Source organism: Caulobacter sp. GW822-FHT01G02 (assembly GCF_058802865.1).
This window is the reverse complement of record NZ_JBXAON010000011.1, coordinates 1-23,862: the sequence shown is the minus strand read 5'-3', so window position 1 is coordinate 23,862 and position 23,862 is coordinate 1. Positions and strand designations below refer to the sequence as shown.

The 23,862-nt window shown below is 67.2% G+C and carries 17 protein-coding genes; 2 read left to right on the top strand and 15 right to left on the bottom strand.

What is annotated here, in order from left to right; translation table 11 throughout:
• Position 1: 1 nt before the first annotated feature.
• From AC1RNC_RS24500 to AC1RNC_RS24475, 6 genes are all read right to left on the bottom strand, one after another.
• Positions 2-268, bottom strand: coding sequence for a VirB3 family type IV secretion system protein (locus AC1RNC_RS24500; protein ID WP_492888628.1), 267 nt, complete (start codon positions 266-268; stop codon positions 2-4).
• Positions 268-558: a TrbC/VirB2 family type IV secretion system protein gene (locus AC1RNC_RS24495; RefSeq protein ID WP_099503982.1), complete on the bottom strand. Its 291-nt coding sequence runs from the start codon at positions 556-558 to the stop codon at positions 268-270. The genes AC1RNC_RS24500 and AC1RNC_RS24495 overlap by 1 nt, the downstream gene beginning before the upstream one ends.
• Positions 559-699: 141 nt before the next feature.
• A complete protein-coding gene (trbB, locus tag AC1RNC_RS24490) occupies positions 700-1,608 on the bottom strand; it encodes a P-type conjugative transfer ATPase TrbB (RefSeq protein ID WP_492888674.1) in 909 nt (302 codons plus the stop codon).
• A gap of 179 nt (positions 1,609-1,787) precedes the next feature.
• On the bottom strand, positions 1,788-2,159 hold the full coding sequence (locus tag AC1RNC_RS24485) for an MmcQ/YjbR family DNA-binding protein (protein WP_492888627.1): 372 nt from the start codon (positions 2,157-2,159) through the stop codon (positions 1,788-1,790).
• 426 nt (positions 2,160-2,585) lie between these two features.
• The gene (locus AC1RNC_RS24480) at positions 2,586-4,091 is read right to left on the bottom strand and encodes a tryptophan halogenase family protein (protein ID WP_492888626.1); all 1,506 of its coding nucleotides are present in this window, start codon (positions 4,089-4,091) and stop codon (positions 2,586-2,588) included.
• A 65-nt stretch (positions 4,092-4,156) separates the two neighbouring features.
• Positions 4,157-7,192, bottom strand: a complete 3,036-nt coding sequence (locus AC1RNC_RS24475; protein WP_492888625.1) for a TonB-dependent receptor — start codon at positions 7,190-7,192, stop codon at positions 4,157-4,159.
• 316 nt (positions 7,193-7,508) lie between these two features.
• Here AC1RNC_RS24475 and AC1RNC_RS24470 point away from each other — a divergent pair, with 316 nt between their 5' ends.
• Both AC1RNC_RS24470 and AC1RNC_RS24465 read left to right on the top strand, forming a co-directional pair.
• A complete protein-coding gene (locus AC1RNC_RS24470) occupies positions 7,509-8,843 on the top strand; it encodes a sugar porter family MFS transporter (RefSeq protein ID WP_492888624.1) in 1,335 nt (444 codons plus the stop codon).
• Between the two features lie 68 nt (positions 8,844-8,911).
• Positions 8,912-10,120, top strand: a complete 1,209-nt coding sequence (locus AC1RNC_RS24465; protein WP_492888623.1) for an ROK family transcriptional regulator — start codon at positions 8,912-8,914, stop codon at positions 10,118-10,120.
• Here AC1RNC_RS24465 and AC1RNC_RS24460 read toward each other — a convergent pair.
• From AC1RNC_RS24460 to AC1RNC_RS24420, 9 genes are all read right to left on the bottom strand, one after another.
• Positions 10,117-10,899 carry an SGNH/GDSL hydrolase family protein gene (locus AC1RNC_RS24460; protein WP_492888622.1) on the bottom strand — a complete coding sequence of 261 codons (783 nt, stop codon included), beginning with the start codon at positions 10,897-10,899 and terminating at the stop codon, positions 10,117-10,119. The two genes, AC1RNC_RS24465 and AC1RNC_RS24460, sit on opposite strands and share 4 nt — an antisense overlap.
• Positions 10,896-14,330, bottom strand: coding sequence for a glycosyl hydrolase 2 galactose-binding domain-containing protein (locus tag AC1RNC_RS24455; protein WP_492888621.1), 3,435 nt, complete (start codon positions 14,328-14,330; stop codon positions 10,896-10,898). The genes AC1RNC_RS24460 and AC1RNC_RS24455 overlap by 4 nt, the downstream gene beginning before the upstream one ends.
• Before the next feature lie 52 nt (positions 14,331-14,382).
• On the bottom strand, positions 14,383-15,873 hold the full coding sequence (locus AC1RNC_RS24450) for a carboxylesterase/lipase family protein (protein ID WP_492888673.1): 1,491 nt from the start codon (positions 15,871-15,873) through the stop codon (positions 14,383-14,385).
• Positions 15,870-17,039, bottom strand: a complete 1,170-nt coding sequence (locus AC1RNC_RS24445; RefSeq protein ID WP_492888620.1) for an AGE family epimerase/isomerase — start codon at positions 17,037-17,039, stop codon at positions 15,870-15,872. The genes AC1RNC_RS24450 and AC1RNC_RS24445 overlap by 4 nt, the downstream gene beginning before the upstream one ends.
• Positions 17,023-17,946 (bottom strand): ROK family protein, encoded by a 924-nt coding sequence (locus tag AC1RNC_RS24440; RefSeq protein ID WP_492888619.1) that lies wholly within the window; start codon positions 17,944-17,946, stop codon positions 17,023-17,025. The genes AC1RNC_RS24445 and AC1RNC_RS24440 overlap by 17 nt, the downstream gene beginning before the upstream one ends.
• Positions 17,947-18,073: 127 nt before the next feature.
• Positions 18,074-19,255, bottom strand: coding sequence for a glycoside hydrolase family 27 protein (locus tag AC1RNC_RS24435; RefSeq protein WP_492888618.1), 1,182 nt, complete (start codon positions 19,253-19,255; stop codon positions 18,074-18,076).
• Positions 19,256-19,529: 274 nt separating this feature from the next.
• Positions 19,530-19,940, bottom strand: coding sequence for a CopG family transcriptional regulator (locus AC1RNC_RS24430; protein WP_492888617.1), 411 nt, complete (start codon positions 19,938-19,940; stop codon positions 19,530-19,532).
• Complete coding sequence (locus AC1RNC_RS24425; protein ID WP_492888616.1) at positions 19,937-21,892, bottom strand: conjugal transfer protein TraG; 1,956 nt, start codon at positions 21,890-21,892, stop codon at positions 19,937-19,939. The genes AC1RNC_RS24430 and AC1RNC_RS24425 overlap by 4 nt, the downstream gene beginning before the upstream one ends.
• 15 nt (positions 21,893-21,907) lie before the next feature.
• Complete coding sequence (locus AC1RNC_RS24420; protein WP_492888615.1) at positions 21,908-23,617, bottom strand: relaxase/mobilization nuclease domain-containing protein; 1,710 nt, start codon at positions 23,615-23,617, stop codon at positions 21,908-21,910.
• Between the last annotated feature and the right edge of the window lie 245 nt (positions 23,618-23,862).

Genomic DNA, 23,862 nt, shown 5'->3' with positions numbered 1-23,862 from the left:
CTCAGGCCTCCAGGCGCACGGGCAGGCGCACGTGGCGGCGGCCCACGTCGAAGATCTGCGGGTCTCGCCGCGCGATCCAGACGGCCAGGCCATGGCCGATCAGCCAGACCGCCAGGCCGACGATCCAGAGCCGCAGGCCCACGCCCAGGGCCGCGGCCAGGGTGCCATTGACCAGGGCGATCGCGCGCGGGGCGCCGGCCAGCTGCATCGGTTCGGTCAGGGCCCGATGGACGGGCGCGGCGAACCCCAACGCGCGATCGCCGGCCATCAGACCAGCGCTCCGCCGCCGAACGAGAAGAACGACAGGAAGAAAGAGCTGGCGGCGAAGGCGATCGACAGGCCAAAGACGATCTGGATCAGCTTGCGCGATCCGCCCGAGGTCTCGCCGAACGCCAGGGTCAGGCCCGTGACGATGATGATAATCACCGCGATGATCTTGGCGACCGGCCCTTCGACCGACTCCAGGATCTGCTGCAGGGGTTCTTCCCAGGGCATGCCCGAGCCGGCCGCCTGGGCCTGGGCGCTGATCAGCGCCAGGCCCAGGGTCAGGCCGCCCAGGAGCCAGGGCTTGAGCTTGGGAAGCCGGTCGCGAAGGCGCGCACGGAGGGGCTGGCCGGGCGCATACGCGCGCGGCAGGGCAAGGCTCGTGGACACGAGGCCATCTCCTTCAACAATGTCGGGGTTTGGGGGCTTAGGGTCTCAGACGGGGCTGAGCTGGTAGGCGCCGTCGGGCGCCTGGCCCTCCAGGCGGACAAGTTCGGTCAGGCGTCGCTGTCGCCCACGTCCGGCGAGCACGGCGATGACATCGATGGTCTCAGCGATCAGGCCGCGCGGCACGGTGACCACCGCCTCCTGGATCAGCTGTTCCAGGCGCAGCAGCGCCCCCAGGGCCGAGCCAGCATGCAAGGTGCCCACGCCGCCGGGATGGCCCGTGCCCCAGGCCTTGATCAGGTCGAGCGCCTCAGGCCCGCGCACCTCGCCGATGATGATGCGGTCGGGCCGAAGTCGAAGGGCCGAGCGGACCAGGTCGGTGAGGCTGACCACCCCCTCGCGCGTGCGCAGGGCGACCTGGTTGATCGCCGAGCATCGCAGCTCGCGCAGGTCTTCCAGCAGGATAACCCGGTCGCCGCCCATGGCGATCTCGGCCAGCAGGGCGTTGACCAGGGTGGTCTTGCCGCTGGAGGTCGGCCCGGCCACCAAGATGTTGGCGCGCTCGCGCACGGCCTGGGCCAGGATCTCGCCCTGGCGGTCGGACATCACCCCCGACAGGACGTAGTCGTCGAGCCGAAAGACCAGGCTCGCGGGCTTGCGGATGGAGAAGGTCGGGGCGACCGCCAGCGGCGGCATAAGGCCCTCGAAGCGCTCACCGGTACCGGGGAGCTCGGCAGACAGCCGCGGCTGTCCGGCATGGATCTCGGCGGCGACGTGATGGGCCACCAGTCGCAGGATCCGCTCGGCGTCCTCGGCCGAAACCGACAGGCCAGCATCAACCAGTCCCGCATCGAACCGGTCGATCCACACCCGGCCATCGGGGTTGAGCATGACCTCGGCGACGCCCGGGTCTTCCAGGCGCGCCAACAGCAGCGGGCCCAGCGCCGTGCGCAGCATCTGGCGGCTGCGCTCGCGTCCAAGTTCGGCTTCGGAAAGGTCCACGGCTGATCCCCGGTTTCCACGGGGATGAGTAAGAAGACCTGAAATCGGCCGATCTCAACAGCCAAATCGGCGCGTCGTACCCTGGCGTACAAAGACAGGGAAACGGCGGCGTCTCTGGAAAAGCGGGTCGTCCCCTAGATCGAAATCACGGACGCCTGCGCGCCGACTGTCCCTGCCCTGCCCCGCGCCGCGCCAGTGCGCGTGGCCACCGACCAGGCCGCCGCCAGCAGTTCGGCCGCCACGTCGGCCTCCAGCGCCGCCAGCCGCAGCAGGATGATCCCGGCGTTGCGCCGCCGACCAGGTTCGGGCGCGGCCGCGTCAGTGAGGGAAAGCGCCCAGGCCTGGCGCGACGGCGAGACCTTCACCACCGCCCAACCGGCCGCTGGCCAGCCCAAGGTCGCGAAAGCCTTGCCGCCGACCCGAAACTGGGTGGTCTCGAAGATCGCCTTGGCTTGAACGCCCGGCCCCAGGCCCATCGCCAACGTTGTGAAGTCTTCAGCGTCCATCGAAACCTCATGCGAGACGCGCGACCTCATTCCGAGTCGCCGCTCAAGGCAAAGTCGGATGGAGCGACGCCACATTCGGTCGTGCGCCATAAGCGGTCCTTTGCCTACCTCCAGGAACCAGACGTTCAACCTGAACGCAGGGCGGTCTTCGACGACTTAAGGGTGCTGGTGGTCCGCGTCCTAAGGCGGGTGCTCCGACTTAACCGCCGCCTGGAAATGCCCACCCTCTCTTCGCGATGACGACGGAGCTCAGGGGCGTCGAACAAAATCCCCTATGAGCTCCAGTTCCGAAATGAAGACGCTAAGAGCTGATTGTCGCTGCCAAAGACGGTACAGCCTGAGCCAGTGTCGATGACGAGCTGGGCCCCGCCTCCGGCAGCGGTGCGCGCGTTCATGACGGCGCGAGATGGGACACTCAGGAATGATTTATCCCCGTTGCGCAGCTAGAAACGCCTCGTGCGAAACCGCCAGAGCCTGAGCGCGCATGATCGCCTCCCGCATCCGGCCGAGAGCGCTGTCCAGCTCAGGCTTGGTAAAGTAGTCCGCCATCGGATCATGAGCACGCGGGGTGATCCCGAAGCCGGCGTACATCGAAAGCCAGCTGGGATCATGGAACGACTCCCACTCGTAGCGGACCATGGTCCCGCGGCTGGCGAACATCCGCATCTTGTGGGCCAGGGGCTCGGGCAAGCTCAGTTGACGCACATGGTCCCACATCGCCTCCCCCTCTCGGCGATTGGCGAAATAGTGCAACAGCAGGAAGTCCCGGATCCGCTCGTATTCCAGGGTGGTGATGCGGTTGTATTCGTCGGCCAGCGCCGGGTCGAAATCCGTGGTCGGGAACAGCGCTCCCAACCGTTCCACCCCGCTCTGGATGAGCACGATGCTGGTCGACTCCAACGGCTCCATGAAGCCGGCGGCCAGACCCAAGGCGATGCAGTTCTTTTCCCAGAAACGATGGCGATGGCCGGTCTGGAACCGCAGCAGGTTGGGCTCGGCCAAGGCCGGCCCCTCCAGGCGCGAGATCAGGGTGGCCGTGGCCTCGTCGTCGGAGATGTGGCGGCTGGAATAAACGTAGCCGTTGCCGACCCGATGTTGCAGCGGGATGCGCCATTGCCAGCCCGCTTTCAGCGCGGTGCTGCGGGTGTAGGGCGTCAGAGGGCCGTCGCGCTCGCAGGGCATGGCCACCGCGCGGTCGCAGGGCAGCAGATGCGTCCAGTCCTCATACTCCACGCCCAGGGCTTGGCCGAGCAGCAGGCTGCGAAAGCCCGAGCAGTCGATGAACAGGTCCGCTTCGAGCACGCGGCCGTCTTTGAGGGTCGCGCCAGTCAGGAAGCCCGTCTCGGGGTGCTTAGACACCTCGACCACCGTGCCGTCGATATGGGTGACGCCGAGCTCGGATGTCGCCTTGCGCCTCAGGAACTGCGCATAAAGACCCGCGTCGAAATGGACCGCCCAGTTGAACACGCCCAGATCGTTGGGCGGCGAGACCGGCGGCTCCATCATCTGGTTGGCCATGGCCAGCTGGGTGCACAGGCTGTAGGCGGCCAGCGGCGTCGCATCGCCCTCTGCGCGGCGCTTGAGCCAGAACTGGTGGAACGGCACGCCGCGAGAGGGCATGCCGTAGAGACCGAACGGATGGAAGAAACTGTCCCCTTCCCGCCCCCAGTCCCGAAATTCGATGCCCAGCTTCACGGTGCCCTGGGTGGCGGCCATGACTTCGGCTTCGGTGACGCCGATGTCGCGGAAATAGTCGCGGATGGCCGGCACTGTGGCCTCGCCGACCCCGACGGTGCGGATGTCGGGCGACTCCACCACGGTGATCTGGATGTTCTGTCGGGCCAGCCGACCGGCCAGCCAGGTCGCGGCCATCCAGCCGGCCGTGCCGCCGCCGACGATCAGGATCGAACGAATGGGGTTGGTCTGCGCCATCGATCCCACCTCAAAAAAATGCGGCCTGCCCGCAGGATGGGACAGGCCGCAGGGGGAGGGCTAGATCAATATTTGAAGCGAACGCCGGCCACGTACCGGGCTTCGAACACGTTGTTGTAGGCGTGCTCGTCCTTCCAGGTGAGGTAGTACTTTTCGTACTCGCTGGTGAGGTTGGTGCCCTGGACGTAGACGGTCAGGTTCGGCTTGACGTCGTAGCTAACCGAAGCGTCGACATACTGGGTTGGCGCCTGGTACATCTCCAGTCCCGAGATGCCGCCAAAGTCCTGGGAGACCGCACGCTTGGAGCGGTAGTTCCAGGCGATCCGGGCTTGCAGCTTGGAGTCCTGGTAGTAGGCGGCGATGTTGGCCTGGTACTTGGAGTTATCCTGGAACGGGATCGCAGCGCCGGCCAGGTCGGTCTTGCCCGACTTCGACGGCGAGTAGGTGAAGTTGGTGTCGACGCCGAAGTTCGACAGCACCGACGGCATGAATTCCAGATCGCTGAACGCCAGCTTGGCGCCGCCTTCCAGACCCTTGAGCGTTCCGCCTTCGCCCTGCACCTGCGTGCTGATCGAGACGCTGCGGTTACGCACCACCCCGTCGTTGTCGGGCAGGTCGGTGCGAGTGATCGCGCCGTTCTGGATGAAGCTGTCGACCTTGATGTAGAAGGCGCCGAGGCTCAGCAGGCTGCCGCGGCCCAGATAGTATTCCAGCGAGCCTTCGAAGTTCTTGGAACGCCAGGGATCAAGCGCCGGGTTGCCGTTCTGGCTGCCGCCCGTCACCCGGAACACCGGCGAGCCGGGGTTGGAGGTGTCGATGGCGTAGGTCGGATTCAGGCCGCCACCCCACTGGTTCAGATCCAGCAGCGTCATGGTCTTGGAGGCCGCGACGCGGAACTTCAGGTTCTCGGCCAGATCGAAGGCCACGTTGATCGCCGGCAGAACGTCGGTGAAGTCGCGCTTGGTCTCGATGCTGCCGGCCAGCAGATTGGCCACGCCGTAGGGACGCGGGCTGCCGGTCACGTACTGGGTGATGTCGAGCTTGGTCTGGATGACCTTGATCCCGGCGTTGCCGTTGAAGGTCAGGCCGAAGAGCTCGCCCTTCAGGTCGCCCTGGACGTAGCCCGAGGTCTGCTTGACGCCGACATTGAACGAGGCGCCGGGGTTCATGATCTCGACATTGCCCGGATAGTAGCCGTTCTGGAACGCCAGGGCGTTGTCCATGGCGGCGGGATCCAGGACGTACATCGACGGCACGCCGGCCACGCCCGGATTGAACAGCTTGACCTGGCCTTTCAGGGACGGATCGTTGGCCTTGCGCGTCACGCCGGCGGTATATGCGCCCGCCGCGTTGCCCGCGCTGCAGCTGGCGTCGTTGAGCGGCACGTCGAAGGCCTTCCACTTGACCAGGCAACCCGTGCCATTCGAAGCGGCGCTGCCGTAGAGCGGCGCGGCGCGATCGAACTCGAAATCGTCGACCGAACGCTCGCTGTAACGCACGCCGCCCGAGATCTTGAAGCTGTCGCTGAACTCGTACTTGCCGTCGGCGCGGAAGACCTTCAGGTCGCCGTTGCGGCGGTAGTTCCCCTCCGACGACATGGTCTTCAGGGCGTAGGCGTTGATGTCGTTCAGCTCGGTGAGAAGTTGGCCAGGCAGGGTAAAGACAGGCTTGTCGCCCGTGAAGTCGACCTTGGCGGGCAAGGACGCCGCGCCGGCCAGGGTATTGACTGTGTAGCCACCGGTGTTGAACGGGCGATCGCCACCCAGCGAGGCGGGATAGTGACCGATACCGCCGGGCTGCCACTGCGCCCCGTTCGACAGGCTGAACTGCAGATAGCTCTGATCGTAGTACTGGTGCGCCTTGCCGTAGATGCCGCGCACCGACCCGGTGAACTTGCCGCCGTTGTCGTACTTCAGTTCCAGATTGTAGTTCTGGGACTGGGACTGGTAGCGGTCGTTCTGGGCGTAGGAGTCGAAGTTGCCCAGGTCATAGTTGTAAACCTGGGTGGTGTTGACGTGGTAGCCGCCCACGACCGCGCCGGTGTCGCGCGACTTGCCCGGCGTGAACTCGGCGGCCTGCCAGTTGACGTCCTGCATCTGGAAGCCGGCGGTGCGGTCGTGCTCGTCCTGCTTGGTGAAGAAGGCGTCGCCGCTCAGCTCCAGCGCGTCGTTGAGCTTCCATTGCGCGGACGCATTGACGCCCAGGCGCTTGCGCTCGTTGATCTTGTTCCAGCCGGTGAACCCCTGCGGCACGATGAACGCATCATTGGCGTCGCCGTCGCCATTCACATCGCGGCCGCCCGCCACAGCGGTCCCACGCGTGCGGCCGGCAGGCGAAAACCCGCCCGACGAGGTGACGTCGGCCGTGCCTTCGTTGTGCAGGGTGGCGCCATAGCCTTCCTGGATACCGTTGTGGCTGTTGGACAGGCGCACGTCCGAATAGGCGGCCGACAGCAAGGCGCCGAAGCGGTCGTTGCGGAAGGAGATCAGGCCGTTGACGTTGGGGTCGTTCTTCTTGGTCTTGTCGCCATAGGAGCCTTCGGCCGCGGCGGCGAAGGTCAGGCCTTCCTTCAGATCCAGGGGGCGGCGCGTACGCAGATTCACCGTGCCGGTGATGCCGGCGTTCAACTGATCGGCCGTGGTCGACTTGATGACGTCCGCGCCCGAGAACAGTTGCGAGGGGATGTCGTTGAAGTTGGGCTGCACAGTCGTGATCGACTGGGCGCCCAGATAGGTTTCGCCGTTCAGCAGGGTCGAGACCTGCGGCAGGCCGCGAATGTTGATCGTCGAGCCTTCGCCGGCGCTGCGCAGGATCTGCACCCCGGGGATGCGCTGCAGCGAGTCGGAAATGGTGTTGTCGGGCAGCTTGCCGATGTCCTCGGCCGAGATCGCGTCCACGACCGACGCGGCGTCGCGCTTGATGCTTACCGCGCGCTGTTGCGAAGCGCGAATACCGGTGACGACGACCTCTTCGACCGTCGAGTCGCTTTGGGCCTGGGCCGGCGCCGCAGCTTGAGCAAGAGCAAGACTCGGTCCGGCGATCGCCAGTCCAGAAACGGCCGCCATCAGCAGACTGCGCCGTGCGTGTTTGAATTGAGTCACTTCCCCTGTCCTCCCTGACCTCGTGCATTCGAGGCGTATTTGGCGAGAACCGGTTCAGAAGGGCGACGTCCCTTGCAGGACCCACCAAGCCTCCTCCCCGGCAGCGGCTTTTGCCGTCTTCGGAAAGCACCATTATCCGGCCCCTCGCTCGGGTCAACTTAAATGATTTGTTTTTTCTTATTTTGCGTCATCCTCCCATAAAGCTTCGTTATGCAGGGCGTCGCGCCCATTTCGTCGTGCGACCCAAACCCGCGCGAGACGGAAGAACAGAAGAAAGGGCGACGACACGCGTCGCCCGAATCGGGAGGCCAGGATGATGGAAAGTTCGCCCGCCATGCGGCGCATGAGCCCCGCGCTCGTCGGCGCGGTCGCCGCTGCGGCGCTGGCGGGACTGCTGTTCGGCTTCGACACCGCGGTCATCGCCGGGGTGACCGGCGACATCAGCCGCGTCTATGGCCTGACCCCCGCCACCTTGGGGATCACCGTCTCCAGCGCGCTGTGGGGAACGCTGCTGGGCGCCATGGCGTCGGGCAAGCCGGGCGATCGCTATGGAAGTCGCGATGGCCTGCGCGCCATGGCGATCCTCTATTTCATATCCAGCATCGGTTGCGCCCTGGCCTGGTCCTGGCCCGTCCTGCTGACGGCGCGCTTCATCGGCGGCGTGGCCATCGGCGGGTCGTCGGTGCTCGCGCCCGTCTACATGGCCGAGATCGCGCCGGCCCGCCGCCGCGGAGCGCTGGTGGGCCTGTTCCAGGTCAATATCGTGGTCGGCATCCTGGTGGCCTATCTGAGCAACTTCCTGCTGGATCAGCTGGCCCTGGGGCCGGACGCCTGGCGTTGGAAGCTGGCGATCACCGCCTTCCCCGCCGCTCTTCTGTGGCTGATGCTGGCGCGCGCGCCGCAAAGCCCGCGCTGGCTGCTCGCGCAGGGACGAGACGAGGAAGCCCAGGCCGCTCAGACGCGACTGGGCGGGGATCTGGAGCCTTCCGAGCCCCCCAGCCCGCCTGGCGCGCGGCTGAGCTGGCGGCTTCATCGCAAGCCCATTCTGCTGGCCATGACCTTGGCGCTATTCAACCAGCTGACCGGCATCAACGCCCTGCTCTACTATCTCAACGACATCTTCGCCGCGGCCGGCTTCGGACACGCCACCGCCGGGCTCCAGGCCGTGGCGATCGGCGCCACCAATCTGATCTTCACCCTGCTGGCGATGAGCGTCATCGACCGCTTCGGGCGCAAACGCCTGCTGCTGGTCGGTTCGGTCGGCATGGCCGTCTGCCTGGGCCTGGCGGCCTGGATCCTGGACGGTGGCCGCCATTCGGGTTGGCTGCTCTACGTCCTGGTGGGCTTCATCGCCGCCTTCGCGTTCAGCCAGGGCGCGGTGATCTGGGTCTATATCAGCGAGATCTTTCCCACGCCCGTGCGCGCCCGGGGACAGGCGCTGGGCAGCTCGACCCACTGGCTGGCCAACGCCCTGATCGCCGGCGCCTTCCCCACCATCGCCGCCTGGAAGCCCGGCGCGCCGTTCGTCGTCTTCGCGGCGATGATGGCGCTGCAGTTGGTCGTTGTCGCCCTCTTCTACCCCGAGACCATGGGGGCGAGACTGGAGACCATCGCCAAGGCGCTCCACGCCGATAACGACCGATTGGCCTGACCGGTTTTGCTTCGGTCGTCACAGATGCTATCGGGCAGTCTTGAGAATAGGTTGGAGCAGTGCGCCACGTGGCAAGTCAGGATCCCGCCAAGACCGCGCACCGCGGCGCAAGCCTGTCGGGCACCAACCTGGAGCGGGCCGGCGACTACAACCAGCGCGTAGCGCTGCAGTCGATCCGGATCGGCGCGGCCAAGACCAAGCAGGAAGTCGCCGCGCTCACGGGCCTGACCGTGCCGGCGATCACCAACATCACCAACCGTCTGGTGGAAGACGGCCTGATCTTGGAAGCCGGCAAGCTGCATGGCGGCCGCGGCCAGCCGGCGATGACCTTCGCCATCAATCCCGACGGCTGCTTCTCGATCGGCCTCAACATCGACCGCGATCACATCACCATCGTGCTGCTCGACTTCGCCGGCCAGGTTCGGGCCCGGGTGAGCCAGGAGATCGCCTTCGCCAGTCCCGAGGATGTGGTGTTGTTCTTCGAGGCCTCCTGGAAGACGCTTCTGAAGACCAAGGGCGTGCGGGCCGATCGCATTGTCGGGGTCGGTGTGGCGATTCCCGACGACATCGCCAAGGTCGATCTGCCCCACCGCCCCGCCGCCTACGAAGCCTGGAACCGGGCAGACTTGCGCAAGCTGCTGTCGCGACGCCACGACCTGCCCGTGATCCTCGAGAACGACGCCGCGGCCGCCGCTTTCGGCGAGCTGCATTTCGGTCATGGCATGCAGAAGCCCAGCTTCTTCTACATGCTGATCAGTTCGGGCCTGGGCGGCGGGCTGGTGGTCGAAGGCGAGTATTTCCGCGGGGCCCAGGGGCGCAGCGGCGAACTGGGCTTCTTGCCGGTCAAGTCCGAACGCACGCCCGCGGCCACCTTGCAGGACGCGGTCTCGCTATCGGCCCTCAACGAGTTTCTCGGCGAGACCTACGCGGTCGGCGACCCTGGACAGCTGGCGGACCTGCCGCTCGAGGCTCAAGAGCGCATCGACGCCTGGATCGATCTGGCGGCCGATCTGCTGTGCGATCCGCTGATCTCGATCAGCTGCCTGATCAATCCGCAGGCCGTCTACATCGGCGGGCGTCTGCCCGAGGTCCTGATCGACAAGCTGGCCAAGGCCGTGACCCAGAAGCTGAGCGAACGTCGCTCGATCCTGACCATGGCGCCCGTCTACCGCGCCGCCCTGGCGGCCGATGCGCCCGCCATGGGCGCGGCGATCCTGCCGATCATCGACCGCTTCCTGCCGTCGCGCTCGGCGCTGCGCAACACCGATCAGGTCTAGGCGCGCACCCCGCGCAGCGCCTTCAGCGCCACCGGCTCCATCAGCGCATAGCCCTCCATCGTGGGGTGGACCTGATCATAGGCCAGGCCTGGTTTCATGCCGGCGTGACCGTCCTCGAGCGCGGCGGTGTAGTCGGCGAAACCGTGACCCTGGCTGCGCGCGAAGCTTGCCAGCCAGGCGTTGAGACGCGGGATCTCGACATCGGGCCGCAATGCCGGACGCCAGGGATAGGTCGCCGCCGGCGTCACCGCTCCCAGGATCACCTTGACCCCATTGGCCTTGGCCAAGGCCGCCATGGCCCGAACATTGTCGCAGGTCGCCACCGGGTCATAGGGCCCTGTGTTGCCGGCGATGTCGTTGGTTCCAGCCAGCAGGTGCACGGCCGCCGGCTTCAGCGCGATCACGTCGGGCCAGAACCGCGCCAGCATCTGGGCCGTGGTCTGGCCGCCGATCCCGCGCCCGATGAAGCCGTTCTCGGTGAAGAAGGCCGGATGCCTGTCGAACCAGCCCTGGGTGATCGAGTCGCCCAGGAACACCACGCGTCGGCGTTGGGGCGGAAGGGCCGCATCGGCGAGGTTGGCCTGGCGATAGCGCGCCAGCCACGGCCAGTCGGTGTGCAGCCGCAGCTCCGCGGCGGCGGCGTCGGCCGCCGTCGGAGCCGGCGCTGGGATTGGAGAAGAGGCCTGGGCGAACGCCCGTCCGCCCAGCGCCAACCCCGACGCCACTAGTCCCGGCGCCGTCAGCGCCGCCGCCAGCAGCCCTCGACGATCGGCCCTCATCGCACCTTCGCCACGACCGGGGTCACGTTCCAGCCACGCAGGTCGACCTTCGCGCCGGCCCTCGCCTCGCCCGGATAGCGGATCTCCACCGTCCGTCGCTCACCCGGCAGCAGCGAGACATAGTTGTCGGCGTAGTAGGCCGGCAGGATCCGCGCGCCCTTGGCGTCGACCAGGGTCAACTTGCCGTTCAAGGCCGGGGCAGAGCCGGTGTTGGCCAGAGTCACGGTGACCACGGCCTCCGCGCCCGACTTGCCGGCGGCGGCGGCCAGCGACACGGGCTGGGCGGCCATGGCCGACAGCTTGCGTTCGCCCTCGGCGTCCTTGGCGGTCCAGTAGAGGTTGCTGGACAACGGCGCGCCGTCGGCGGCGGTCAGGTCCAGCCGCACCACCACCGCGCCTTGGGCGAGCGGTCCCGACAGGTCCAGGGCTTCACCCAAGGCGGTGCTGTTGGCGCCCGCATCGATCCGAGAGGTCCGGTCGGCCAGCAGCTTGCCGTCCAGGCCCAGGACCCGGGCCCGCAGGTTGGCGCCGACGATCGGCGTCAGGCCGTTGTTGACCAGGGCCAGGCGATGGTCCGGCTGGCTCATCTGGACGTGGACGCGCTCGGAGGCCTTCTGGGTCCCGTAGAACGCCGCATGGGTATCGTAATCATGGCTGAGGATCTGCCACATGGTCGAAGGCCAGGCGGGCTGGGTCATCCACAGCAAGCGGCCCGAGGACTTGGTCCACAGCTCCTGGTTCATGCCCTCGAAGATCGCCCGGTGGGTCTCGTAGTTCAGCAGTTGGGCCTTGCGCTCGAAGTCCTCGAGGCTGGTGGGCGCGCCCAGCTTGGCGGTCATGGCGTCCAGGAACGACTTGGTCGCGCCATTCCCGGTCGGGTGCCAGTCGTGATAGGCCCAGGTGTCGCTGATCGGCCAACGGTCGGGCGCGGGCACGGCGGCCTCGAAGGCCTCCAGCGTGGGAAACGACGGCGTGCCGACCTCGACCGAGAAGCCCTTGGCGTGGTCGGTGAAATAGGTCTGCGGCTCCTTGTAGCTGTAGGGCCCGCTGTTCTGCAGGTTCACCCGGTTAGAGCTGCCGGTGTACCAACGCGTGCCGTCCAGATCGTGGACCAGCTTCTCCAGGCCCTCATTGAGGATCGGCTGCGGCACCCCTTCGTTGCGGCCGAACCACAGGACGATCGAAGGATGGTTGCGGTAGCGGCTGATCACGTCGGCCGCGTTGGCCAGGAACAGCGGCACATCCTGAGCTTCGAGATTGTAGTCCTGGGTCGAGTCCCAGAAGTCGTTCAGCACCAACAGGCCGTACTCATCAGCCAGATCGAAGAACGTCTCCTCGGTGTTCTGGCCCACCCAGTTGCGGATGATGTTGAGGTGGGCGTCTTTGTGCAGCCTGAAATAGGGCTCCAGGCGAGCCCGGTCGACGCGCTTGCGCCAGTCGTCGGTGCCCCAGTTGCCGCCCCGCGCGGCGATCTTCACGCCATTGACCTTGATCACCAGATAGGGCGTCAGGCCCGTGTCGGCCACATCGCGGACCGCTGGCGAGGCGTCGCCCTGGGCCGTCAGCGAGGTCGCCCAGCCGTCGGCGACCTTGCGGATGCCCTCGTGACTGCCGTCGGTGATGTCCTGGCCCAGCTGGCGGGCCTTGGAGAAGTCGACCTCCACGCGGCGCAGATGGCCCGACGGGTTCATCAGCGACAGGTCGTAGGTGATCTGGCGAATGCCGAACCGGATGGTCTTCTGGTCCGAGGCCTGGCCGTCGACGGCCACCGACAGCTTCAGGTCATGCAGGGCCGGATCGCCGTAGCCGTTGGGCCACCACAGCTTGGGATGGGGCACCGACAGCTGCGGGAACTCCGCCGGGCTCAAGACCACCGATCCGGCGCCCGGCGCCAGGGTGACGGTCTTGGAGACGTTGACGCCGTCGAAGGCCGCCGTGACCGTGGCTTGCACTGGATGGCCGGTCAGGTTCTCAACCGGGGCGGTGATCTCGATATCGGCCTGACTGTTGTCGGCCTTCGGAAGCGTGGTGACGACATGGGCGTCGCCCAGGCGCGCCTCGCCGCTGGCCGTCAACGTCACGTCCTGCCACAGGCCCGTGTTGCGATCGCGGACGCTCGGGATCCAGTCCCAGCCTTCGCTGGCGATGAAGGTGGGGCCATCCAGCGCCATCATGCCGCCGTTCTCGCCGACCCCTGCGGTCAGCGACTCCTCGTGGGCCAGGCCCGGATGCGGCGGCGGGGAGACCTTGACGGCCAAAGCGTTCTGGCCGGTCTTCAGCTTGCCGGTCACATCGAACTGGCCGCGGATGAAAGCGCCCTTCAGTTCGCCCAGCTTTTCGCCGTTAAGCCAGATTTCGGCGGCGTAGTTGACGCCCTTGAAGGTCAGCAGCAGGCGCTTGCCCGCCGCGCTCGCCGGCGCCTCGAAGCTGCTGCGATACCAGTAGGCCTGCTTATTCAGGCTCTCGGGAATGGCGGTGTTATTCAGACCGTAGTCCGGGTCCGGATAGACGCCGCGATCCACCAGGGTGGTCAGCACCGTGCCGGGCACGGTGGCGGCGTACCAGGTCTTGGCGTCATAGGCGGGCGTGGAGACCGCCGCGCCGTCCTGCGCGACCTTGGGCGCCTCGACCAGGCTCCAGCGCTTGAGCGTCCAGGCGTCGGGGCCGTCAGCGACAAGGGCTGGCCCGGCATAGGCGGGCTTGGCGACCGGCGCGGAGATCGCGCCCTGGCCCTTGGGACGGGTCCAGGCTTCCTGTGGCGTCACCTGACCGTACATCTGGCGCACCTGCACCGGCCAGTTGGGGCTGCCGGACTCATAGACGGTCAACGGATCGGGCTTGCGCGCCGCCGCCGTCTTGATCTCGGCGGCGGAAAGCACCCGCCCCTCGGCCGCAAAATCGGCGATGCGGCCAGCGAAGGGCGAAAACCCCGCGACCTTGCGCGGCGCCAGGGCGATGACGGCCGGTGTCGCCGCGGCGGCGACGGACGCCTCGCCGGCCGGCGCGCCGTCGATATAGAGCGTGACCTTGGCGCCATCCGACACGGCGGCGACGAAGCGCCAGTCGCCCGGTTTGATCGCGGCCTTGACGCTCAACGGTTGACCGCCGGTCCAGACGCCGAACGCGCCGCCATCGATCGTCAGGAAACGACCGCCGGCCGCCGGATCGCCCAGGCCAGCCACCAAACTGGGTCCTGGCGCGGCCTCGGAGATCTGCACCCAACCATAGATCGACCAAGGACCGCCCGCTGGGAGGACATCCCCATCGGTCTTACCGGCCAGCGGCCGCGACAGGCCGCCGCCGCCCGCGGGGAAGTCGGCGTTGTAAGGTCCCCAGGCGGCTTGCGCCGCCGCGGCGACGGGCGCGGCCAGGGTCAGGGCGGTGGCGGCCAGCAGAGCGGTCTTCAAAAGGCGTTGGCGCAGGGTCGTCATGGTCTCTTTCCTCCGCGCGGCTTTGTCGCCGCTTTGTTGGTTGCCGTGAGCGTCACGGTCTTTGGATGTGCTCGCAAGCGGCGCTGGCCAAGCCTTGCCGGGCGACGGGTCCGTTGGCCGTGAAGGCCAGATAGCGCCCGGGGGCGCCATAGGCCGGCCACGACGGCAGGCCCGGAGCGCTGGGATCGCCGGTGCGCGCGAAGTTCAGCCAGTAGGCCTGCAGAGGCGGCCCGTCGGGATGATCGAAGACATAGGCCAGTTCCGCCCCATGACTGACGGCCGCCGCGCCCGGCGCCGGCGCTTCCAGTTCGTAGCGCCAGACCTGGCCGCCCAAGGCGGTGCGTCGCGCGGCCACGAAATTTCCGGGGCAGCGGAACATGCGATCGGTGGCGACCCGCATGGCGATATCGCCGTCGATCGGATCGGGCGCCGGCGGCCGGGCCTGATCCAGGCCGTAGACCTTCAACAAGGCGTCGGCGTCAGGCTGGGTTCTGATCCAGGCGCGCGCGCGCTCGGCGTCGGCGCCAAACAGCGCGATCTCCCGCGCGCTGTCGCCGACGATCATCGGCGCGGTCCCGCCCTCGGCCAGCAGCACCTCGGGCGCGCGGGGCAACACCCTTCCGTCGACCACGGCCTGGGTCCAGATGAAGCTCTGGTCGTCGATCGGCGCGATCAGGCCTTTGGCCGCCCGCAGCAGCTCCGCGCCGGAGGTCCGGCGCAGGGCCGCAAGGCCCGAGGCGCTGGAAGCCTGTTCGGTCACGCCCGCCTGGCGCGCCAAGTCGACGCCGATGGCCTCGTTCTGCGCCAAGGTGCGCGGCGCGAACCCGAAACCCGGCGTGCCGCTCTCCAAAATCCCGCGCGCGAATAGGCCTTGGGCCTGCGGCGCCAGCATCAGCAGGCCCACGTCCTGGGCTCCGGCGGAGTGGCCAACCAGGGTGACATTGGCCGGATCGCCCCCGAACGCGGCGATGTTGGTCGCAATCCAGCGCAGGGCCGCGACCAGGTCCATCAGCGCGTAGTTGCCCGATGCGCCGCCGCCTTCGGCGGTCAGCGCCGGGTGCGACAGAAAGCCAAAGACGCCCAGGCGGTACTGCACGCTGACGACAACCACGCCCTGGCGCGCCAGGCTCGAGCGGACGACGCCGTCGCCCGACCCGGCCCAGTTGGCGCCGCCATGGATCCAGACCATGACCGGGCGCCGCGCCCTAGTATCGACGACCGGCGTGGAGACATCGAGATAGAGACAGTCCTCGCTGGAGCGCGCCGCGTCCTTGTCGTTCCAGCCCAAGGGGATCTGCAGGCAGGCCGGTCCGGGGGCGTCGGCGGCGCGTTCGCCCATCCAGCGCAGGGGCTGGGGTGGGCGCCAGCGTAAATCGCCGATCGGCGGCCGGGCGAACGGCACGCCCAGGAACAGGCTGGTTCCGCCCTCGCCCGCCACTCCGACCAGCGCCCCTTCGGCGGTGACGACCCGCGGCTGGGCCTGGGCGCGCGCCGCCAGCGGCGCGGCCAACAAGGCCGCGACGGCCAGAATCGTCGCGGTCACGCGGCGCAACGGACGTCTCCCAAGGCCGCGCCCAGCACCTCGATCGCACAGACGATGTGATAGAAGGAACTGGCCGGCGCCGGGCCGTTGGCCAGCGCGCCCTCGGCGCTCATGGTGTCGAACCACAGGCCCCGCACCGGCGTCCGCAGATAGGGCTCCAAGCCCTCGACGGCGTCGGCGACGATGTCCCACCATGGCCCGCCGGCCTGGGCGCTCGCCAGGGCCCAGGCCTTGATCCGCTCGGTCTGCGGCCAGAGCCTGGCCTGCGCGTCATGGATCGAAAAATCATCCAGCAGGCTGTTCATCGCGACGTTGCGAACCGGGTCGACCCCGAAATCCTCGGCGTTGGCGACCAATCGCATGGCCGCGACCCGGGCGGCGAGCATCAGCGGATCGGTCTTGGCCAGACGGCTCCAGCTCAGCAGCAGCCAGGCCCACTCGAACTGGTGCCCCGGTTCGACGATGCGCCCCGCTTCGCCCGGCGCTGGCCGCCAGGCTTCGTCGAAGAATTCCCGCAAGGCGCTGTTGAGCGGCGCGATGAAGTGCTCCAGCGCCAGGCCGACGATCTGACGCGCCGTGCTGGACCACGCCGGATCCTCGCTCACGGCCATCCAGGCCAAGCAAGCTTCGAGCAGATGCATGTGGGGGTTGGAGGCCAGCGGCAGCGACGGCGGCAGCGTCGTCTCGAACCCGCCCGGGCGCCCGAACTGGACGGTGATCGCGCGCAACAGAACCCTCGCGGCCTGCTCGGCGTCTTCGCCCAGCAGCGGCTTCAGGCTCGCCAGCGCCAGAAGCGCGAAAGCCTGATCGTAGAGAACCGCCGCCTCGTCCAGCACTTGGCCGTCCGCCGCGACTAGCGTCCGGATCAGTCCGTCGGAGCGGACGTAGCGGGTCGTGAACGCCTGAAGACCTCGGCGCAGCACCGACTCGTCGACATCGGCGCCGAGCCGGCGCGCGGCCTGTAGCGCGAAGAGCTGGCGAGGCTGGACCCTGGCGCGGCGCGGCGCATCCACCGCCACGCCGTTCACGTCGAGGATCTCGTGAAAGGCGCCGCAGGCGTCGATCCCGGCCGTGCTCCAGAGCGGGACGGCGGCCTCGACCAGCCAGTCGAGCAGGCGGACATAGCCGGCCCGCGCGCGGGCCTGGGGATCAGGCTGCGACTTCATCGGCCCACGCGCCCAAATCCCACAGACGGGCCGCGCCGCGTACGCCCGAGGAGTCCCCCCATTGGGCTTTGGCGATCCGCGCCGACCATTGATCCGAAAAGACCCGCGGCTCGATCAGCCCCGGGAGGCGCTCGTAGAGCATGTCGATATTGGACAGACCGCCGCCGAGCACGAAGACGTCGGGATCGAGAATATTGCAGATCACCGCCATGGCCCGGCCAAGGCGCTCGATCAGTCGGTCGAAGGCTGCTGAGGCCTCGGCGTCGCCCTGCCCCGCCGCGGCCAAGATCGCCTCGCCCGTCAGATCGCGGCCGGTGCGGGCCTTGAAATCGCGACGCAGACCCGAACCGGACACCCAGGTTTCCAGGCAGCCATGCTGGCCGCACCAACAGGCCGGACCAGGAACTTCATCGACCGTCGGCCAGGGCAAGGGAATATGGCCCCATTCGCCGCCGACGCCGTTGGCGCCTTCGACCAGTCTGCCGTCCACCACCAGGCCGCCGCCGCAACCGGTGCCCAGGATGATCGCGAAGGTCGTCCGCGCGCCTTGCGCCGCGCCGTCCACGGCTTCGGACAAGGCCAGGCAGTTGGCGTCGTTGGCCAGGCGTATCGGCCGGCCCAGAGCCTCGGACAGGTCTTCCCTGAACCGGCGGCCGTTGAGATAGACGGCGTTGGCGTTGCGCATCACGCCCGTGCGCGGCGACACCGATCCGGGCGCGCCAACGCCGATCGACCCGCGCCCACCGACCTGTTGCTCGGTCCGGCCAATCAGGTCGCGCAGGGTCTCGATGGCCGCGTCATAGGTGTTGGGCGTGGGCGCTCGCAGGCTGGCCAGCAGCCGCCCGTCTTCCGACAGGGCCGCGGCCTCGATCTTCGTGCCGCCAAAATCGATGCCGATCCGAACCATGGCGCGCGTCGCCTCCCTAAGCTGGACGCGCGGCCGATGGCCAACGGTCTCTTGTCCCTGGATTACCCGCGCGAAACCGGGCCGCCAAGGGATTTAGAAAAATATTTTTGCTTATTTTACACCGAGGTCACGGCTGGACTTTCAGCATGACGACGCCATGCGACGCCGCGGTCGCCTCATACCGGCCCGCATGGACCCCGACGTCCTTGCCCGCCCAGAGATCACGAACCTTGGCCTTAAGGGTCGCTGGGTAGTCCATCTGGGTCCAGTCGAAGCCGACCTGGGCCGGCGCGGCGCCGCGATTGAGCAGGACGACAGCCCTGCCTCCGCCCTGCAGAGGCCTGACCCAGACTTCCAGCTCGCCCTCTTTTGATACCCGTCGCGCCTGTTGACCCAGCGGATCCTGATCTACCGCGATAACCTCGCGGTTGGTGAGGATCGCCTTGGTCGGGGCGTCCATGCCGGCGATGTCGTTGCCCGCGATCAGCGGCGCGGCCAGCATCGCCCAGAGGCTGAAGTGCGAGCGATACTCCTCGGTGGTCATGCCCCCGTTGCCCACCTCGAGCATGTCCGGATCGTTCCAGTGACCAGGACGGGCGTAGGGATAGAGTTCGGCCTGCTTGTCGACGATGTTCATCACGCCCGAGCTGTAGTCGCGCACGCCTTCCCACTTGTCGTAGATGTCGCCGGTGGTGCGCCATAGATTGCCAACCTTGTCGGCCCATAGCCACGGCTTGGAGGTCCCCCACTCGCAGATCGACAGCACGATATCGCGGCCGCTCGCCTGTAGCGCCGAGGACATGATGTAGTAGGCCGAGCGGGCGTCCTGCGTCCCGGCCATGCACCAGTCGTACTTCAGATAGTCCACGCCCCAGGCGGCGTATTGCTTGGCGTCCTGATACTCGTGCCCCCAGCTGCCGGGGCGGCCACCGCAGGTCTTCAGGCCCGCGTCCGAATAGATGCCGAACTTCAGTCCCTTGGCGTGGATATAATCGCCCAAGGCCTTCATGCCGCTGGGAAAGCGCTTGGCGTCGGGCTGGATGTCGCCGTGCGCGTCGCGCGCGCCATGCCAGCAATCGTCGATCACGACGTATTGGTAGCCCGCCTCGCGCATGCCGGAACTGACCATCGCGTCGGCGGTCTTACGGATCAGCGCCTCGTCGACATTGCAGGCGAACTTGTTCCAGCTGTTCCAGCCCATGGGCGGCGTGCGGGCCAGTCCGTCATCGTTGAGCGGCGGCGGCGGATCGTCGGCCCGGGCCACCTGCGCAGCCGTCAGGAGCGAGAAGGCCGCCAGGCAGGAGACCATCCAACTGGCGCGTCGCGGCGCCGATTCAGACCGGTGATCCAAAGTGACGTCCTCCCATGTGTTTCTTGACGCTGGTCGACGCGAGCGCCACGTCAACCGCCGGGCGACGTTGGCATCGACGCGCGCCTCTCGACAATAACACAAATTATTTATTTTATTCGCAACTCTTGGCCTGAGCGATGTCACGCAAAGACCTGAGGCTCGATCGGCGCCTGACCCCTTCGGCGAACTCCTGACTGACCTGCAAGCGGACCTTTCCAAGGTCGGAGATGAGTCAGGTGTCAGCCCCGTGATCCTGCAGCACCTCTCCCCGCAATAGCCGGCCCGACGAGAGCCGACGCGAAAGTGCCTCCAGAAACCCCACATATCGCTCCTGTCCCTTAGCGTTCTGGGCCTTCTGATCGCCCGCGGCCAAGGTCGGCGTCGCTGTCAGCCAGGCCTTCACGAACAGCGCGATCGCTTCGTTGGAGATCGTAACGTCGCGGCCAAGTCGCTCAATCTCCCTGCTCATCCGATCCAGGCGTCGCGTCACCGCAGCTTCGGCCGCCTCGTCTCCATCTGGCGATAGATAGGCCGCCAAGGCGGCCTGGACGATCTCCGACTTTGACCGCCTCATCCGCTTTGACGCCGCGTCCAACGCCAGCGAAAGATCTCGCGCCAAAAAGACCTTCGTCTGGACCTTCACAGCGGGATCCCATCATCGGGATCAAGCGCGGCGATTCGGGCCGCAGCCCTGAACCGGCGCGACTGCTCGGCTTGGACGGACTCATCCCCTTCCAGGTCAGGTTGAATTTCAGGCTCGACAGGATCCGGCTCCACGGCGTCGCCCACCGGGGCATCGAGTTCCGGCTCGAGCCGAAGTCCGCCCTCGCTCGCGTCTTCAGCCGATCCATCCGTTCCATGGATGCGTGCCGCCGCGATCGCGGCCCAGGCCGAAACCTCGGCCGGCACCAGGATCGAGGGCTTGCGCGGCGGACTCGAAACCCGAAGCTTTAGATCCTGGTCCAGGTAATAGCGGACCTTGCTGGCCCGGATCGGAGCCACGCCGGAGACCTGAACGAGCGCCTCGTCGGCAGGCAGTTGCATCACCTCGCCCGGCGTCAGCAGCGGCCTGGCCGTCTCTTGGCGACTGACCATCAGGTGGCCGAGCCATGGCGACAGCCGGTGCCCGGCGTAGTTCTTCATGGCCCGCATCTCGGTGGCGGTGCCGAGACTGTCGCTGATCCTGCGCGCCGTGCGCTCGTCGTTTGTCGAGAACGCGACCCGCACGTGGCAGTTATCGAGGATCGAATTGTTCTCCCCGTACGCCTTTGCAATCTGGTTCAGGCTCTGCGCGATCAGGAAGGCCTTGATGCGGTATCCCGCCATGAACGCCATGGCCTGTTCGAAGAAGTCGAGCCGACCCAGCGCCGGAAACTCGTCCAGCATAAGCAGCAGACGAGGCCGATGGCGCGCCGACTCCAGACCTTCCGTCAGTCGGCGGCCGATCTGATTGAGGATCAATCGGATCAACGGCCGCGTGCGGCTGATGTCCGACGGCGGCACCACGAGATAGAGCGTCACGGGCCGCCCCGGCGTGACGAGGTCGTCGATCCGCCAGTCGCAGCGGGAGGTGACGGTCGAGACGATGGGATCGCGGTAGAGCCCCAGAAAGCTCATCGCCGTGGACAGGACGCCTGACCGCTCGTTCTCGCTTTTATTCAGCAGCTCGCGGGCGGCGCTGGCGACGACGGGATGGACGCGGTCACCCAGATGCGGGGTGGCCATCATGGCCCGTAGGGTGGCTTCGATCGTCCTGCGCGGATCGGCCAGGAAGTTGGCCACGCCAGCCAACGTCTTGTCCTCTTCGGCGTAGAGCACGTGGAGGATCGCGCCGACCAGAAGACTGTGACTGGTTTTATCCCAATGCGACCGTCGCTCTAGAGCGCCGTCCGGATCCACCAGGATGTCGGCGATGTTCTGAACATCGCGCACCTCGGTGGAGCCGCGACGCACCTCCAGCAGCGGGTTGTAGGCGCTTGAGATGGGATTGGTGGGGTCGAATAGGAGCACCGGGCCAACCTTGGATCGGCAGGCGGCTGTCAGCTGCCAGTTCTCACCCTTGATATCGTGGACCACCGCCGATCCAGGCCAGGTCAGCAGGGTGGGAACCACCAGCCCCACGCCCTTGCCCGATCGGGTGGGCGCGAAACAAAGGATGTGCTCGGGTCCGTCGTGGCGCAGGTAGTGCTGGCCCAGACGCCCGAGGACCACACCGTCGGGGCCAAGCAGGCCGGCCGCCCTCGCCTCGTTCTCGGTCGCCCAACGCGCCGAGCCGTAGGTCGTCACCTTCTTGGCTTCGCGGGCGCGCCAGATCGAAAGGCCGATCGCCACGAACACGGCGGTCACCGCGCCGCCGGCCGCCATGAACGCGCCACGCGCGAACACGGTGGGCGCATAGGCGTCGTAGACGAACCACCAGTAGAAGAACGCCGGCGGCGGGTAGACAGGCCACGGCCCGAGGTGAAACCAGGGCGGTCCCAGCTGCGGCTGAAACCCCAGCCGCCATGCAGTCCATTCAGTCGCCAACCATACGCCGGCCAGCGCCAGAAGGCTGACGACCAGGATTTGGCCCCAGAGGATCTTCGTTCCAGACATGGAGGAGGCTCATGCTCAAAGCCCTCTCCCCCGCTTGCGACCGAGCGCCCAATCGACCCCTCCGCCCGGGGTCATCGTTCCCTTCACCTCCTGCCCGAGGCGGTCTTCCAGACCTCGCGTCCAGGGCACCAGCTGGAACCCGAGGCCGTCATCGATCATCGCAAAGCGCCCCGACGCCAGGTCGAAGCGTCGCCGGTAGACGCCCTGGACAAGTTCACCGGGCCCCATTTCGGCGGGACTGCTCCCGGTTTCGGCCCGGATGTTCGCCGCGATGCGATCCAGTTCCCGTGCTCGCAGGGCGGCAATCAGACCTGCCCTGGGACGGCCTAGTCGGTCGGCCAAATCCTGGCGCTGGAGATGGGCCCGCCGCGCCTCCAGCGCGTCGCGCACTTCGCGGCCAAAGCCATGGTTCGCCAGCGGGGCCGGATCCTTGACGACGAGCTGACGATCCAGCCAGGTGGCCCCGGAGGATGTGACCTGACGCTCAATGGGCAGGTCCGCCCGATGCACCAGGTCCAGGACACGCTTGCCATCGTCGAGCTGACGGCTGCGGATCTCAACAAGCCCGCCGACGGGCGTATCACCCGTGGCGCCGAGATCCCTGAACTTGAAATGGTGCAGCCGGCCATCGACGCCATCGACCACGACATAGGCCTGGCCGGTGAGCTCGTCATGAAGCCCACGATCAGCCAAGCGGCCGGTCAGCGGCGCGTCGGGTTCGCCAGCGTGGATCTGCAGGTCGGCGGGATCGCGTTCGCCGCGCCAGGTTCGGTGGAGGGTCTTGATGATGTCGCCGCGTTCGCCCAGGGCGCGCAGGCGCGGCTCCAGGTCGTCGTCCAGGCGCCACTTGCCGCCTTGTTCGGCAGCCAGGCCGAGCCTCTGCAGGAACTTTGCGCGGCCGATGAGCCGTGGAGGAGCCGGCCCTGCCTCCCGGTCGGGACGTAGGTCGACTAGTCCATCATCCCCGAGCCGATCGCCCAGCTTGCGGTCCAGGCTGGTCCAGCGTTCCGCCTCGACTTCTCGGTCGAGACTGGCTTCAACCTCGGCGGCCGACCGTGGCCCCAGCTCCAATCCGACAAGCGCTTCGGCGCGCCGCCGCATGCCTTCGCTGATGTAATCGCGATCGATGACCAGGTCCTGGCCATCCTCGCCGACACCGCGGACCAGCACATGGACGTGGGGGTGCTCGGTGTTCCAGTGGTCCACGGCCACCCAGTCCAGACGCGTGCCCAGATCCTTCTCCGCCTGGGCCATCAGCTCACGAGTGGTGGCCTGGAGGTCTGCCAGCGCCGCGCCGTCCTCAGGGGAGACGATGAAGCGAAAATGATGGCGGTCCTCCTCGCATCGCTTGGCGAAGGCGTCGTGATCGGCCGCGCCGTCGCGATCGAACATCTGTCCCGGTGAGCCATCCTTGGTCACGCCCTCTCGACGAAGGTAGCGCAGGTGCATAGCCAGCGGCGCGGCCCGGTAGCGGGCGCCTTCGTGACGAACGATCCGCGTCTTGATGATCACCCGCCGGTTTGAGACGGACGTGCGCTGTCCAGCGTCACGGCCTCGACCCGACCGCCGGATACGCCCCCTGCCCTTCAGATCGATCGAGCCCAATCCGCTCTTGCGCGAGGCGGCCATCACCTCGCCGACGAAACTACGGCCCGTCAGCACATTGCCGCCGCCGCGATCGCCGATCCGCCCGAGACGAACGAAGAAGGCCTCGTCGTCAGACATTTCGGCCATCGCAGGCCGGGGTCCCGGACAAACCTTTGAGGACGTTCAGGAACCTGCAGAATCCGGGACCAGGCGCGCTCGTAGGGTCCCGGAAATTCCCCAACACCAGCAAGGCCTTGGACCAGAATGGTCCCGGCCCTTTTATCTCGCCGTCTCTGCCGAGCTTGAGTTTGCGTTCGGTTGTTGCACTCTTGTTCTCCTTCCATGAGGCGAACCATGTCGGGCTCCTGATTATCGAGGGAGGT

What these genes read in the sequence shown, in the direction of transcription:
- AC1RNC_RS24445 (WP_492888620.1), bottom strand. Translation starts at nt 17,039, where the DNA reads ATGAAGTCGCAGCCTGATCCCCAGGCCCGCGCGCGGGCCGGCTATGTC.
- AC1RNC_RS24500 (WP_492888628.1), bottom strand. Translation starts at nt 268, where the DNA reads ATGGCCGGCGATCGCGCGTTGGGGTTCGCCGCGCCCGTCCATCGGGCC.
- AC1RNC_RS24425 (WP_492888616.1), bottom strand. Translation starts at nt 21,892, where the DNA reads ATGTCTGGAACGAAGATCCTCTGGGGCCAAATCCTGGTCGTCAGCCTT.
- AC1RNC_RS24470 (WP_492888624.1), top strand. Translation starts at nt 7,509, where the DNA reads ATGGAAAGTTCGCCCGCCATGCGGCGCATGAGCCCCGCGCTCGTCGGC.
- AC1RNC_RS24440 (WP_492888619.1), bottom strand. Translation starts at nt 17,946, where the DNA reads ATGGTTCGGATCGGCATCGATTTTGGCGGCACGAAGATCGAGGCCGCG.
- AC1RNC_RS24435 (WP_492888618.1), bottom strand. Translation starts at nt 19,255, where the DNA reads ATGGTCTCCTGCCTGGCGGCCTTCTCGCTCCTGACGGCTGCGCAGGTG.
- AC1RNC_RS24480 (WP_492888626.1), bottom strand. Translation starts at nt 4,091, where the DNA reads ATGGCGCAGACCAACCCCATTCGTTCGATCCTGATCGTCGGCGGCGGC.
- AC1RNC_RS24420 (WP_492888615.1), bottom strand. Translation starts at nt 23,617, where the DNA reads ATGTCTGACGACGAGGCCTTCTTCGTTCGTCTCGGGCGGATCGGCGAT.
- AC1RNC_RS24460 (WP_492888622.1), bottom strand. Translation starts at nt 10,899, where the DNA reads ATGAGGGCCGATCGTCGAGGGCTGCTGGCGGCGGCGCTGACGGCGCCG.
- trbB (WP_492888674.1), bottom strand. Translation starts at nt 1,608, where the DNA reads ATGCTGCGCACGGCGCTGGGCCCGCTGCTGTTGGCGCGCCTGGAAGAC.
- AC1RNC_RS24485 (WP_492888627.1), bottom strand. Translation starts at nt 2,159, where the DNA reads ATGGACGCTGAAGACTTCACAACGTTGGCGATGGGCCTGGGGCCGGGC.
- AC1RNC_RS24455 (WP_492888621.1), bottom strand. Translation starts at nt 14,330, where the DNA reads ATGACGACCCTGCGCCAACGCCTTTTGAAGACCGCTCTGCTGGCCGCC.